At 49.8% G+C, this 15,005-nt stretch carries 12 protein-coding genes; 9 read left to right on the top strand and 3 right to left on the bottom strand.

The genetic code is table 11. From position 1 onward, the window contains the following. Positions 1–17: 17 nt before the first annotated feature. Together RIC19_RS10785 and RIC19_RS10780 are read right to left on the bottom strand one after the other, a co-directional pair. Entirely contained in the window at positions 18–2,336 is a 2,319-nt protein-coding gene (locus RIC19_RS10785; RefSeq protein WP_350178326.1) for an acyl-CoA dehydrogenase family protein, read from the bottom strand. 222 nt (positions 2,337–2,558) lie between these two features. Then, positions 2,559–3,356, bottom strand: a complete 798-nt coding sequence (locus tag RIC19_RS10780) for a glucosaminidase domain-containing protein (protein ID WP_350178325.1) — start codon at positions 3,354–3,356, stop codon at positions 2,559–2,561. 130 nt (positions 3,357–3,486) lie between these two features. Between RIC19_RS10780 and RIC19_RS10775 the strand changes: the two genes are divergently transcribed. The 8 genes from RIC19_RS10775 (at position 3,487) to porN (ending at position 13,659) form a co-directional block, all read left to right on the top strand. Further along, entirely contained in the window at positions 3,487–4,206 is a 720-nt protein-coding gene (locus tag RIC19_RS10775) for a S24 family peptidase (protein WP_350178324.1), read from the top strand. Between the two features lie 195 nt (positions 4,207–4,401). Next, positions 4,402–4,875, top strand: a complete 474-nt coding sequence (locus RIC19_RS10770) for an ankyrin repeat domain-containing protein (RefSeq protein ID WP_350178323.1) — start codon at positions 4,402–4,404, stop codon at positions 4,873–4,875. 68 nt (positions 4,876–4,943) lie between these two features. After that, positions 4,944–6,995 carry a thioredoxin domain-containing protein gene (locus RIC19_RS10765; RefSeq protein WP_350178322.1) on the top strand — a complete coding sequence of 684 codons (2,052 nt, stop codon included), beginning with the start codon at positions 4,944–4,946 and terminating at the stop codon, positions 6,993–6,995. 26 nt (positions 6,996–7,021) lie between these two features. After that, positions 7,022–7,996: a PorP/SprF family type IX secretion system membrane protein gene (locus tag RIC19_RS10760; protein WP_350178321.1), complete on the top strand. Its 975-nt coding sequence runs from the start codon at positions 7,022–7,024 to the stop codon at positions 7,994–7,996. Positions 7,997–8,297: 301 nt separating this feature from the next. Further along, positions 8,298–9,539 (top strand): T9SS ring complex lipoprotein PorK/GldK, encoded by a 1,242-nt coding sequence (gene porK, locus RIC19_RS10755; RefSeq protein ID WP_350178320.1) that lies wholly within the window; start codon positions 8,298–8,300, stop codon positions 9,537–9,539. A 307-nt stretch (positions 9,540–9,846) separates the two neighbouring features. Further along, positions 9,847–10,452, top strand: coding sequence for a type IX secretion system motor protein PorL/GldL (gene porL, locus RIC19_RS10750; protein WP_350178319.1), 606 nt, complete (start codon positions 9,847–9,849; stop codon positions 10,450–10,452). Positions 10,453–10,500: 48 nt separating this feature from the next. Beyond that, complete coding sequence (gene porM, locus RIC19_RS10745; RefSeq protein ID WP_350178318.1) at positions 10,501–12,129, top strand: type IX secretion system motor protein PorM/GldM; 1,629 nt, start codon at positions 10,501–10,503, stop codon at positions 12,127–12,129. A gap of 663 nt (positions 12,130–12,792) precedes the next feature. Beyond that, positions 12,793–13,659 carry a type IX secretion system ring subunit PorN/GldN gene (gene porN, locus RIC19_RS10740; RefSeq protein ID WP_350178317.1) on the top strand — a complete coding sequence of 289 codons (867 nt, stop codon included), beginning with the start codon at positions 12,793–12,795 and terminating at the stop codon, positions 13,657–13,659. 260 nt (positions 13,660–13,919) lie between these two features. Here porN and RIC19_RS10735 read toward each other — a convergent pair whose 3' ends face one another. Next, complete coding sequence (locus RIC19_RS10735; protein WP_350178316.1) at positions 13,920–14,258, bottom strand: ArsR/SmtB family transcription factor; 339 nt, start codon at positions 14,256–14,258, stop codon at positions 13,920–13,922. A gap of 540 nt (positions 14,259–14,798) precedes the next feature. On the opposite strand from RIC19_RS10735, the gene RIC19_RS10730 reads away from it, so the two are divergent. Further along, positions 14,799–15,005 (top strand): DUF6444 domain-containing protein (locus RIC19_RS10730; RefSeq protein WP_350178315.1); only part of this gene is annotated, 207 nt, incomplete at its 3' end.

Here is a 15,005-nt window from a genome sequence, read left to right as displayed (position 1 = left end):
GAACAAGATAAGGCTTTTCATGATTTAACCCTGCGTTGTAAGATTGCTGCACCAAGGAGCGGTTCCGGTATAGCAAATGCATCTACGCAGACCTTAGCCCAGGTGCGGGTTTCGGCGCAAAGCCGGTCTACCTCCTGCCTGATGGCTTTGGTTTTTACACCGAGCATATAATCGCTTTCCAGGTACCATCCTTTATGCGACTCTATGGTATGTAGCGCGTATAGTTGGTACAGGGTCTGAAGGGTTTCCTTTGCGGTTGCCGGCATAGGTTGCTGGATTGCTTTCTGGAAGGCTTGCAGGACTACGCGCTCCACATAGGCTTCCGATAGCGCGATCATGTGGGGCTGGCACCTCAGGGCCGCTTCATATGAAGAAGCTCCGGCTTTGATATGCCCTCTGAGGCGTTGCCCCAGTGAAGCAGTGAGCCGGTTTTCTCTAAACTCGAATGCACTAAGGTGAAATTCTTCGCTGAGCAGGTGCACCCGGCTGGTATTGCGGACCGCAAACGGGTTTTGTTGTGTCACGGCTGTTGTGACGCGATTGGAGACATAGCGGAGCAAAGCGAGGTTGCCTTCCTCGTTAAATGCCTTCTTGAATTTAGAAAGGAGCCCTTTAGCAACCAGTTGGGTGAGTACCGTATTGTCTCCTTCAAAAGTCGTGAAGATATCGGTATCGGCTTTCAGGTCGGCGATCCGGTTTTCCCAAAGGTAGCCCTTGCCACCGCAGGCCTCCCGGCACTCCTGCAGGGTCTCTGTAGTAAACCACGTAGCGTAAGCTTTTAGCCCCGCTGCGAGGGTTTCGATTTCCCGCATATCTTCCTGCTCATGAGCCACGAAGCGGTCGCTAAGCTCCATGAGCGCAAAGTGCAGGGCGTACGTTTTTGCCAGTTTGGGCATTAGCCGGCGCTGATGACTGGGGTAATCCAGCAGCAGGGTTTCCGGTTCGTTGTGGCGGGGGGCAAACTGCCGTCGTTTTAGCGCATATCTGATGGCAATAGCCAACCCGGATTTGGTGGCGCTCAGTCCGGCACGGGGGACGCATACACGCCCACCTACCAGCGTGCCTAGCATGGTGAAAAAACGGCGGGAAGGGCTTTCGATAGGGCTGGTGTATTGCCCTTCTTTGGTTACCTCACCAAACCGGTTGAGGAGGTTGGTCCGGGGTACCCGTACGGCATCGAACCAAATCCGGCCATTGTCGACCCCATTGAGGCCGAGCTTTGGCCCGCAGTCCTCTACACGGATGCCCGGCAAGAGCTGCCCGTCTTTGCGCAGTGGAACGAGTATGGCATGAATGCCATGGCTCTCACCGTTTACGATCAGTTGCCCAAATACCGTTGCCAGCTCGCCGTGCAGAGCGTTGCCAATGTATTCCTTTCCGGACTCCTCCTTGGGGGAATGGACAACGAACACCCGCTCCCCGGAGTCGTAAGTGATAGTGGTCTCCAGGCCCCGCACGTTTGAACCATGACCGGTCTCCGTCATAGCGAAGCAACCTAGCAGCTCGCCTTTACCGATCGCTTCCAGGTATTTTTTATGGTGCCGGGCGGTACCCAGTTGCAGTATGCTGCCGCCAAACAGGCCGAACTGCACACCAAACTTTATGGCAAGGCTTAAATCGTGGTAGCCCAGCATCTCGAATATTGTAGCGTAGGAGCCCATATCATTTTGGCCGCCCTGGGCAAAAGGGTAGGAGTGACCGCCCAGCCCCTGCTCTGCCAGCATGCCTAACCACTGCAGGACCTGTTGGCGATGGGCTGTTTTGTCGCTGTGGTGCTGGTATCGGAATACAGGGTCAGAGAGCAAGTGGCGCATCCGTTTTCTCAGGCCTGCAAATTTGCCGTCAAGCACTGCCTGCAGGTCTTCTGCTTTAGGCGTGCCAGGGGCCTGCCCCTCCGGCTCTGGTTCGGGCAGGTTGAAAATAAAGCGATGAGTATCAAGGCTGACTTGTCCAAGGGCGGCTTCAATCTCTTTAAGGTATTGGAGGATATCCGGAGCTTGCCACTCCTTGGGGTTGTCGCTGGCTTGTTGAGCCATATAAAGCCCAAGCTCTGCCAGCGATTGTTCGGTTTCGGGCGGAAGCTGCTCGGCAGCCCGTTGTAATTCTACTTCCCAGTAACGGAATAAGTGAGGAGATGGCGGCCGGGTAGGCTGCCCCCACTGTAATAGGGCTTCTTTGTCCTCTGCGGTCAAAAAGGGGGCTTCCTCCGCAAGGCGGCGGAGGGTCTTGATCTCAGTTGGAGCTAAAATGTGGTCCGCCCAGGCGGTGTACAGGATGGGGACCAGGGACTGTACACCGGGCGCATAACTCAGGTTGAAGCTGGAATAAGTGGACATGGGCAATGGGATTTATCAAAATAAACGCTGTCTGGGCAAACATGTTTTTGTGTTATCACGCATTAAGCGTTTGTTAGGACTTTCCTTTGAGGTCCGTTTTTTCCGAACGAGCCCGGTAAACGGAGCCGGATAAGGAGCCGCCCCGTCAAAAATAAAAGACCGCCCCATCGTGGGGCGGCCTGCTTCAATCATGAGAAAACCACTTAAGGAGAGATTCTTGGGCTAATCCAGTTCATCCAAGTTGAACTGTCGGATGGTAGCCATGAGTTTTTTGGAATAGTTCTTGTCCCTGACCAGGTCTGACTGCTGCAGGGCTGTTGCCCACTCAGCGGCCGGAGCCTGCCGCTCCGCCAGCTCCGGGAAATAACGGACGAGCATCAGGCTATGCGCCCGCCAGTTTTCCCAGGCACTGTCGAATATGCGTTTAGACATTGGCGCGCCAAAGTGGTTGTGGCGCGACTTTGCCGCCTGAGCCTGGCCGGCCTGACTTTCAATGATCGCCTGGGCCATCTTTAAACTGGCGGGGACGCCGTATTTATCTTGTTCTGTCTGGGCTACTTTTGAAAAACGATCCACATAAGCGCTGACCTGACTGGCTGTTACCGCAGGGGTGGCTGTAGAGGCGCTCCTAAAAGAAATGGGCTGAGCCAGTGACATCTGTTCGGCCTGCTCTTCGGGCTCCCTGTCATCCGAAAAACCCGATAGCGGAGACCGCATGTTGATCGAAAACTGAATATTCTTCTGTGTAAGAATAAAAAAGGCAATGGCCGCAAGGGCAATTTTGAACCAGGGCAGGCGCACTTCGCTCAGCGTACCGGCGGTAAGCTGATGAAAACGATAATGCAGCGCTGTGAAGAGCTTCTGAAACCCGATGCCCAGGCGGTGCAATACCTCCTGAAGGGTAGGAAGACTGGAGGTGTACCTGGAAGAGCGGCTTAGCTTCCCCTCCCGGTGGGTGCGACGGGCGGCGGAACGCTCCCGCTCCCGTACTGCATACTTTGGTTGTTGATAGGTAGGCATATGAATTAGGTTTTTTGCGAAACGTTTTGTATCTTTCGCAACAAATTGAGTTATTACTTCATTACTTGCCACAAATATAAAACAATAAGTTTTTAAAAAGCAAGTTTGTTTTAAAACATTTTCGTTTAAAATGGCAGATTTTTCAGACCATATTGTGAATCAGCGGTTTAAAGATGTGTACCAGGAGCTGGAGCGCCTCAATCTTATCAAAGGCAAATCTGATATTGCTAAACATCTGGGTACATACAACCATGTCATTAACAGCATCCTCAAAGGGCAGCGTAATATCACCGTAGATCAGCTGCACCGTTTGTTTGAAACATATGGGATAGATGCTAATTACCTTTTCGGTATCTCTGATGAGGTCTTTCTTGACGGGGTGACCCTGCCCGGAGAAATCCCCGTGCGTTCCATTCATGAACGGCAGCAGGGCAGCCGCAGCAACATTACATTGGTGCCGGAGCGGGCTATGGCGGGGTATGCCCTTGAGCATCAGGATAGCTCCTATTTGAAAAACCTCACCAAATTCTCTATTCCAAATTTAGATGGAGAGCTCATCGCCTTTGAAATTAATGGGGACAGTATGATGCCGACCATCACGAATGGGGACTTAGTCGTTTGCGACCCTATTGAAAGAGGAGATCCCCTGCGGGACAATCACGTTTATGTCGTCGTGACTGACACCGTGGTCGCTAAGCGTATTCAGCAGGTCCGGGAGGGCGATCGGGTCACAAGCCTCCGGCTGATTTCTGATAATGATCATGTCTATAAACCTTATTCGGTTGAATTGGAGGAGATTCGCCAGATTCTAAAGGTGAAATGCCGACTGACTTCTTACGCTATCGCTTAGTACACGGTGTTCAGCGTCTTTGTTGTAGAACCTTAAGGTGGGAGGAGCGTTGTTTATAGTCTACCAATCAGGTCGGGGGGTATGAATTCTGATTGAGAGCATGTTTGGAGGTGATTTTCAACGTTAAGGTGCTCCAAACATACTCTGAGTAGCTGGTTAAATATTTTCCCGGTTCAAACCAACAGCCTAACTACTATGAGTGATAAACTATTTGCAGCTATCCGCGGCAATGACATCGACGGAGTCCGCGCAGCTTTAGCAGCTGAGCCTGATTCAATCAATATACCGGATCAGCGGGGTTTCCCCCCTCTGGTACTTTCTACTTACACCGGCAATAAGGAAATTGCAGAATTGCTCATCGAAAAAGGGGCGAATATCAATGCTCAGGATTCTTCCGGCAACACCGCTTTAATGGGCGTCGTCTATAAAGGGCATGAAGCGATCGTTAAAATGCTCCTGGAGAAAGGCGCTAATGTTAATATTCAAAACCACCTGGGTGCTACAGCATTGGTGTTTGCTGCCACTTTTGGACAGGCTGATATTGCGAAGTTGCTGCTCGGCTATGGTGCCAACACGGTGGTCAAAGATACCAACGGGCAATCTCCCCTGGACCACGCACGCAAGCAGGGGGACGAAGTGATCGTGAAGATTTTGTCCGGTAGGGAATAACCGTAATTGAGCCGGGCGTGAACTACAACTGTTGCCTTCCCGTTCTCTGAGAAAGCATTGCTTCTTATATGAACCGACTACGGTACGAAATGAGCCCTTATTTGCTTCAGCACGCCAATAATCCGGTTGACTGGTACGCCTGGAAACCAGAAGCTTTTGAAAAAGCAAAAGCGGAAGGAAAGCCTATTCTGGTCAGCATTGGTTACAGCACCTGCCATTGGTGTCACGTTATGGAGCGGGAGAGCTTCGAAAACGAGCAGGTGGCAGCGTTCATGAACGAACACTTCATCAACATCAAGGTAGACCGGGAGGAACGCCCTGATGTCGACCAAATCTATATGGAGGCCTGTCAGGCCATCAACGGGAGTGGCGGCTGGCCCCTGAATTGCTTTCTGCTCCCTGATCAGCGCCCCTACTTCGCCGGGACCTACTATCCGCCTCAGCAAATGCACAACCGGCCATCCTGGTTGCAGCTCCTGCAACACATGAAGGATGCCTACAACGACCGGCGGGAAGAAGTGGAAACACAAGCGAATCAGCTGATGGATGCCGTCTCCGGGAGCGACCGTATTTTCCTTAAAGAGGACCTGACCGGCGTGCCGGCTGAAGCGCTCTTCCCGGCTGAGGGCCCTGAAAATATCTATGGCCATCTTGCCCGTTCTTTTGACTTAAAACACGGTGGCTTCGGAGGAGCGCCCAAATTTCCCGGGACGATGGGGCTGCGGTACTTACTGGAATATGCCCATTTGTCCGGTGCCACAGAACCGCTGCAGCATTTTCATTTCTCTATGGAGCAGATGATTTACGGCGGAATTTACGATCAGCTCGGCGGTGGTTTTGCCCGCTATGCCACCGACCGGGAGTGGTTGGTCCCTCACTTCGAAAAGATGCTTTACGACAACGCATTGCTCACCGGTCTTCTGGCAGATGCCCACCGCAAATCGCCCAACGCCCTCTACGCAGAGACGATACGGGAAACCCTGGGATGGGTCAAAAGAGAAATGACAAGCCCGGAGGGTGGGTTTTACGCCGCTTTGGATGCCGATTCCGAAGGCGTGGAAGGCAAGTTCTATGTTTGGGCCTACGAAGAAGTCCGGGACCTGCTGGGGGAGGACGCTGAGCTATTCTGCGCGTACTACGACATCACCCCCGGCGGCAACTGGGAAGGGGCAAATATCCTGCACCGGACCTATTCAATAGCCGATTTTTCAACGGCAAGAGGCATCGCGCCGGAAGCCTTGCAAGCCCATCTTGCTGATGGCCGGATACGGTTGTTTAAAGCCCGCGAAAAGCGCGTGCGCCCCGGGCTCGACGATAAAATACTGCTGGGGTGGAATGCCATGATGGCAACAGCCTGTGCGAAAGCTTACGCAGCGCTCGGCGATAAGGACTACCTGGAGATGGCCACAACGAATGTGAATTTCTTGCTGGAAAAGCTCGAAAAACCCGACGGGCACGCCTTTTTCCATACCTATAAGGCGGGGCAGGCTCAGTATGATGCCTTCCTTGACGACTATGCACTGCTCATTGAAGCCTTCATTGAACTTTATCAGGTGAGCCTGGATATAGCCCTTTTGCGTAAAGCCGGAGACTTATGTACCTATCTGGCCGGCCACTTTCTTGACTCCGGGGATAAATTGTTTTATTTTACTGGTCAAGAGCAAAACGATATCCCGCTTCGGCGCAAAGAACTCTACGATAGTGCGATTCCATCTGGCAATTCTACCATGGTTCACAACCTTCATAAGCTGGGGCTGCTGTTTGGTAAACAGGAATTCAGCAGTCTTGCTGTAGAAATGTTGCGTGGGATGAAAACTTCTGTAGAAAAATACCCCACTTCTTTTGGACGTTGGGCACGGGCGCTGTTGTACCGGAGTTACCCCTTTTACGAAATTGCTTTGGTAGGGCAGCAAGCTACTGCCAAAGCAGATCACCTCGGGCGGTCATTTATTCCCAATGCTGTTGTGATGGCATCCATAACAGCAATTGAAGACTGGCCATTGCTGGCTGGCAGGGAGACCGGTGGAGACACCAATATATACGTATGCCAAGAATATGCCTGTAAACGCCCCGTTGATACGGTGGAAGCTGCACTTGCGCTTTTACAAGACAACGGATGATCATCAAAAATACAAACCCGGCAAGCATGAAGCAATTATTAACGATACTGCTGGTCACTTTTATCACTGGCATCGGCTGGTCTCAGCAAGCTGCACAGTACAGCATGTTCATGATGAACAAGTTCAACTGGAACCCCGCCTATGCGGGCATGGAGAATGCGCTGGTCGCTACAGGTATTTACCGGTCTCAGTGGCAGGGGCTACCGGGCAACCCGGTGACGCAAAACATCGGCGTGCACCTTCCGGTCAATATCATTCGTAGTGGTATGGGGCTGACCCTGGAAAACGATGAACTTGGGGCCCGGCAACGGACGACCGGCACCCTTTCCTACAATTATCAAATGGAGCTGGGCCGTTGGGGCATCTTATCAGCTGGCGGTAGTGCGGGCTATGCCCAGCGCACCCTCGACGGTGAAGCGCTGCGCACGCCGGGGGGGGATTACTCTCCTTCGGATGGTATCCTGATACATAATGATGACTTGCTGCCGGTAACGGCCATTTCAGGCAGTACACTGACTTACGGTGCAGGGGTTTACTTGCTCACTGAGCGTTTTGAGGCAGGGCTTGCCGTCCGGAATATTACCGAGCCAATCGCCCCAATCAGTGATGCCCTGAGCATGCAGTTGTCCCGGGCGTTTTTCTTTAATGCAGAAGGGCACTTTGACCTCAGCTCCATGATCAGTTTCCATCCGGCCGTATTGGTCCGTTCGGACCTGGCGCAGACCCAGACAGACGTAGCTGCCCTTTTTCATTATAACGACAATATAATAGCAGGGGCGTCGTTTAGAGGATACAACAGCAACTCAATAGATGCCGTAGCTATGATTCTCGGCTTCAAACTGAGCGATAATATTACTGTAGGCTATGCCTATGATTTTACGCTGTCAATTCTCAATCAGGTGAGCAACGGCTCACATGAAGTTATGGTAAGCTATAACCTGAATAAGACACTGGGTACCGGAAGGCCTCCAAAGATCATTTACAATCCACGTTCGCTGTGATTTTTGCAGCCCGGCAGTCGGATGGAGGTCATCTGAAGCGGGTGGAAATTTCTTTTCTGCATAAAAAACCGAGTGAAGCGTGAGATTTATTCAGGCTGCAAAATGGCAGATCAAATCTCGTCACTACAGTAGCTTCACACCACTTCTCAGTCCTTTTTTGAAATGTAAGCTGCCCGCCTTTTCGTGGGTAGAATCAGAAAAGAGAAAAATTAATTTTTGATAAGATAGGCAAACAGCCTATATTTACGACTGCGTTTATTAGACCGTATTATATATTCTGAAGGAAAACAAGGGTGTTAACATGAAACAATTGATCAAGCTTTCACTAGTCCTGCTAGTGTTTGTTGCCGCGTCGTGTGGCAGCAGTGAAAACGGCCAGCTGATTGGCGTACTAGAACGTCCCGACTGGCAAGGAATTAATCCATACGGAATGGTTTACGTACCCTCCGGTACGTTACACATCGGACCATCTGACCAAGACGTAAGTAATACGTTTGTGCAGCGTCAGAAAGCAATCTCTATACAGGGATTCTATATGGATGATACGGAGATTACCAATAACGAATACCGCCAGTTTGTAAACTGGGTCCGGGATTCATTAGCTCACTCCTACCTCGACCACTACGTTGAAACCGAAGACGGTGAAGAGCGGATCGACTGGGAATACGAAGTCGACTGGGAAGACGAAACCCTGGAAGATTTGTATTATCAGGGCGATGACCGCTTTGCCGGCAAGAAAGAACTGGATGCCAGCAAGCTGGTATTTGAGTACGAGTGGTACGACTGGCAGAAGGCTGCTCATGACCACGGCCGTTCACCACGCAACGCTTTCATTCAGCGCCGCAAAGTGAATGTCTATCCGGATACGCTGGTTTGGATCCGCGATTTCTCGTACTCTTACAACGAGCCGATGACGCGGAACTACTTCTGGCACCCTGCCTTCGACGACTACCCGGTGGTAGGTGTGGACTGGCACATGTCTAATGCGTTCGCTTACTGGCGGACTAAGCTTTGGAATACTTACGCTCAGACCCGCGGTGACGGAATCAACTCAGAAGATTTCCGCCTGCCAACGGAGCACGAGTGGGAATACGCAGCCCGTGGAGGCCACGACCTGGCGATGTACCCCTGGGGCTTGTACTACACACGTAACGCTAAGGGTTGCCTTCTGGCTAACTTTAAGCCCGGGCGCGGTAACTACCCCGAGGATGGCGGTCAGTACACCGTACGTGCTGATGCTTACTTCCCTAACGATTATGGTCTGTACAACATGAGCGGTAACGTTTCTGAGTGGACCGTTACAGCTTACTACGATAACGCTTACGCCTTCCTGCACGACCTCAACCCGGACATTCGCTATGATGCCAAGGACGATGATCCTGAAGCATACAAGCGCAAGGTGATCCGCGGTGGATCCTGGAAAGACGTTGCGCACTTCCTTCAGACTGGTACGCGCCACTGGGAATATCAGGATACAACCAAGTCTTACATTGGCTTCCGTTGTGCATTGACCTTCCTTGGCCGTTCACTGAACGATTTCTAATGATAACACCACACTGAAATTGGATGTATGCTTTCACACGAAAGACATGCATCCAATTTCTTTTGGGTTATCTCCTACCTGTACTCACCTTACCTTTCTCAAGGCTTTTTATAATGTATCCCGCTGGCCTTATCAGCTATGCACTGTAATAAACCTGGGTGCCTGTTACAAAAATCAGGAGAAGAGAAAAAAATAAATATAACCTGTAACCAATCGGGAGCAGGGCATTATGTGGTAGGGTTCGGGAGAGCCGATCTCTCAAATTTGCTAAGAATTTAGATCATCAAAACTATTAAAAGAGAACAAGATGAGTTTCTTGAAGTCAAAAGGGTTTAAGTACGTTAAAAACCTGATCATCGGTCTCGGTGCATCAGTAGTATTGATGGGTGCACTTTTTAAGCTGGAAAGCTGGGAATTTGCCTCTGAAATGTTGATCGTCGGTCTGTCCGTTGAAGCATTTATCTTCCTTTTCCTCGGTCTTATTGGCCCTGAGCCTGATTACTACTGGGATAAGCTGTACCCGGGCCTGAGTGATTACAATTCCAATATCGCTCCACTTTCTGCCGGCGGCACCGCAAACGCACCTGCTGCGCTAAATGGTGAAGTCGTCGAACAGCAATTGGGTGGTATGTTATCGGAGCTGCAGACGATGTCTAAAAGCCTCTCTTCACTCAAAGCGTTGCAAGAGGTAGACTTTTCTGGTACAAGTGATCAGATCAAAGCAATGAGCAATTTCTATTCTAAGCTCAATGAGGCGATGGCTGATCTGTCTGATTCTCTGGAAGACACCAAGCAGTACAAAGAGCAGCTCAATGCCCTCAATCAAAACATTGGTCAGTTGAACGGCACTTACGCACAACTGAACAACGTTTACGGCAACGTAATTTCTGCCATGTCAAGCGTTGGCAAATAATCCGAGTTGACGCATCCCTATTTTTGAATTCTCTAAAAGCTATATAGCATGTCAATACCTAAGGAACCGCGGCAGCTCATGATCAACCTCATGTATCTGGTGCTGACCGCGCTACTTGCCCTTAACGTATCGGCCGAGGTGATGAACGCTTTCTTTACACTGGACGATGGTAACAAAGAAAGTATCGCAACTGTGGAGTCTCAGTTGGAGCAAACAGTAAGCGGGCTGAAAAGCTTGCTGAGCGACGAATCCAAAGCCAAGTACCGCCCTATCGAGCCTGCCGTAGATCAGGTTCGTGAAACGATTTCAAGCTTCAACAGCTACGTGAACACGCTGCGGGATAACCTCATCGACGAGGCCGGCAACCAAAACGGTGAAGTGGATGATGAAGACTACACCGAAAGCTACGGAAAAGTGGTGCCTAAGGGCAAGAAAAACAAGGACGTCACTACACGTATGCTCGTAGACGCAGGCCGTGGTGAAGAACTGAAAGCCGAAATCCTGAAGACCAAAGAGCAACTGGTTAAGATCTATACAGATCTGCTCCGTAACTATGGCAAAGACTTTGGCCTGAAGGATCCGGAAATTGAAAACCGGATTAAGAATATCGGTAACAACCTGCCATTTGGTATCGATGATGAAACCTGGAAGGAAAGCAAAGACAAGCAAAGCTGGGCGGACTTTAAGTTCCGTCAAATGCCGCTTGCTGCAGTACTTCCACTCATGAGCCAAATGCAGTCTAACGCAAAAAGCTCTGAAGCTGCACTGATCAACAGTATGGCAGAGCTGGCCGGCGGCCGTGTGGTTGAATTCGACTCCTTCTTCCCGGTTGTACAGGCTGAAAAAGCCTACGTGATCAAGGGCGACCCTTTCAACGCTGAGATTTCTGTAGGTACTTACAGCTCTCAGATCAACCCGAACGATATCAACATCTACGTAAACGGTAGCGCTGTACCAGTAGGAGAGGGCGGAAAAGCAGAATACTCCACCCGTACCACCTCTACAGGTAACAAGCAGCTGAAGTTGAAGGTAGAAGTACGCAACCCGCTTACCGGCGAAGTTTCAGAAGGCGAGAGCATCTATGAATATGAAGTGGGTACCCGCTCTGCGACAGTATCTGCGGATAAGATGAACGTATTTTACATTGGTGTGGACAACCCCGTTTCAGTTTCTGCATCCGGTGTGTCTTCCAACGATCTGAATGTACGGGCTTCCGGCTGTTCTATCCGGGCGCTGAACCGTTCAGATGGAAAGTATATGGTAACAGCTGACCGTCCGGGAGAAGCAAAGATCATTCTCGCTGGTGGGGGCTTGCCAAGTACTACGTTTGATTTCCGTATCAAGCGTATTCCTGACCCGGTAGCCCGTCTGTCTAAGTCTAGCGGTGGTGCAATGGGTAACGGTGAGTTTAAAGCTCAGGGTGGTGTAGGTGCCTTCCTGGATAACTTTGACTTTGACGCACAGTGCACAATTCAGGGTTTCACCCTTGTATACGTAGCCGCTCGTCAGGACCCGGTCGAGGTCATCAACGCCGGAGCACGGTACAATGCGGCTTCCCGCCGTATGGTTAATCAGGCGAAGCCTGGCGATATTTATTACTTCGATGATGTGAAAGCACGTTGTCCGGGTGATAAGGTCGGCCGTCCGATCAACTCCATGGTCTTTAAGATTAAGTAAGGCTATCCGGCCTTCATCAGATCTGCTGCTTCAGCCAGCTCTTCGAATGGAAGGGCTGGCTGTAGTCAGCCAGGCCCGAAAGGGTTTGTAATATATTGAAAATCTGTGCAGTAAGAATTCTGTTATTTTAACGTAGGTTGCAAAATAGCAAGCACGAAATAGCCGTTAGTTTACTGTAAGAGCGTATTTGGACTTTTGTCTTCTAGTCGAAAACTAACCATTTTTTGGTTAGACGAAGTATAAGCAGGAAAGTGTCCCGGTTCACTGGGGCAGGCCGATTACTAAAGTCCCAACACGCTCTAAATGATTTCGAATCATTTGTCAATCTAAGAGGGCGGTGCGCAGTAGAAAACTATACGTCCATTTGAGCCGGAATATTTCCCAAGAACGCACCGTTAAGATTGATCTTTTATTTTGCGGTCATTGGTGGCGCGAAAAGGAAAAACGTGGTGTTAATCCGCTGCTATACTTTCGTCCTTCATCGGAAAAGCAGTATTTTTCGCACTCCTAGTGCACTAGCCTGAATTAGCGGATCGTTTTTTCAGGCTTGGAGCCTTTGCTGATGCTGTATCTGAAATGGTCAGGCACTCACGCATCAATCCACTAGGCTTTTGGCCGTGGTCAAATTCTCGTTCAAACAAATTAATTATTAAAAAATCAGCCATGAAGATCGCTCTGAAATTTTTCAGCTTAGGATTGTTGATGTTCTTCCTCGCTGGTCCGGTAACAGCTCAGACCCCCGACAACATCATCATGACTGAGTCTGGGGAAATGAATACGGACAAGCCCCTCGATGATATCGTAGAAAAACGCCTGACTTTCGAAAAGCGGGTATTGCCTTATGACCATATCCGCGAGGCAGATATTTTCTGGGAAAAGCGCATCTGGCGGGTCATTGATGTACGTGAGAAAATGAACCTCTCTTTTGCTTATCCTGAGCGCCCGTTTTTCACTATCCTTATGGAAGCTGCAGAAGCTGGTGAAATTACCGTTTACAGTACAGAAGATGATAAGTTCTCTATCCCACTTACGCCCGACGAGGTCGCCTCTATGGGCGCTAGTGTAGATACTATCGCTACCGTAGACCCCGAAACCTATGAAGAAACATTCCAGGTGGTGCGCAACGAAGTGAACCCCGACGATGTGAAACGGTTCCGCCTGAAGGAAATCTGGTTTTTCGATGAAGAAACCTCCACCTTGCAGGTCCGTATTCTGGGCATTGCACCACTCATCGAAGAATTCGACGATAACGGTAACTTCAAATACGAGCGCCCCATGTTCTGGGTGTACTACCCTGAAGCACGTGAAGTGCTGGCCCGGGAGCGCGTATTCAATATCGCCAATGACTCAAGCCCGATGAGCTACGAGGATCTCTTTGAGATGCGCTTCTTCTCAAGCTACATCTATAAAGAGTCTAATGTCTTTGACCGGCGCCTGGAAGATTACCTGTCTGGTACGGATCTGCTCATGGAGTCTGAGCGCATCCGTCAGGAAATTTTCAACTTCGAGCATGACCTTTGGTCTTATTAATTAAGCCCAATAAGATAAGGCTTTCACAGCTGCCTATCATCTTGAGCCAATAAGCTCAGAAGTGGCAGCAGCAGAAAGCCTGAAATTAAAAAAGCGGTTTCGGATTAAGTCCGATACCGCTTTTTTACGTCTTAAAGAAACCTAATTAGTCAGAGTGGATGGCAAGCATACCTCAGTCACAGCCAAACTGGGGGAATTGGCTATGGAGTTATTAACCAGCTTAAAAAACAGAACAGGGACCTCTTTCTGAGAGATGAGGATCAGGAGGCTAGTTCATCAACCAGGCGGGAAATTTGCGCAAGGCGGTCCCGGTTCAGCGAATAGTTGATAAACTTACCCTGCCGCTCTGTATCAACAACCCCCGCACGACGCAAAATTGCGAGATGCTGAGAAGCTACAGATTGTTCCAGCCGCAGCTTGATGTAGATATCAGTAACGGTCATGCTGTCGCTTTCTTCCAGCAAGCCAATAATCCGCTGACGCAGCTTATGGTTGATGGCCCGCAAAACCAGTACGGCTTTCCGGAGCTCGGCATAATCCAGTGTGACATCGCTATCGCCCTGATTTAGTGTTACGGTTTCGTTCTTTTGTTTTCTCATATCAAGCTATTTTACATATTAAAGAAACTCTTCATGCTATTTACAATTTCTGTGCCAAAAAGGACGAAGAGCTTTCTTTTGCTGTAAAATGATTTAGTTTCAGATTGACTAGGGAAAGGCAGGATTAATTGAACCTGTGCTTTGATTGCCTCTCTCGGAGCTGCTGATTCAGCAGGCAGAGCCATTTGGTTGCTGGAATTAGCGCTCAAGCCATAAAATCGGCTTTAATAATAGTATCCTTACAAAAGTAAAAAAATATTCACATAAATGAAATGTGTAATAAGGTCTTATCGTCTATTTTTTTGAGAGTCATGCATAATAGAGTTTATTAACGCAAATTTTGTATGTCTCTGAATGGTCTTTTTCACCAGCTCTGCATCTCGTCCTCACCTTCGTAGCTTTGGCTACGAGGTTCCGGGCGTTCTTTGATCTGGCAAAAAATACTCATCCATACCCTATACAAAACCTACCTTAATAAACTCTAATCGTAACTATTTAGGTCAATTTGCAAAATAGCGAGAAAATAGCGAACTAGCACAGGTGAACAAAGACGAGATCATAGCGCAACAGGCTGAGCAAATAGCGAAGCTGGAATCACTGCTGGCCGCAGCGCTGGCTCGTATTGCAGCCCTGGAAGCTCAGCTGAAAGCCAATAGCCGGACTTCGTCGCGGCCTCCGAGCAGCGATGGGCTGAAGAAAGCCCCAGCTTTCCCTCGCAAGAAAGGCGGCAAGAAGGGTGGCCAGTCT

Source organism: Phaeodactylibacter sp., assembly GCF_040219495.1.
Taxonomy (GTDB): domain Bacteria; phylum Bacteroidota; class Bacteroidia; order Chitinophagales; family Saprospiraceae; genus Phaeodactylibacter.
The sequence above is the reverse complement of the archived record's forward strand: the minus strand, read 5'-3'. Positions and strand labels throughout refer to the sequence as shown.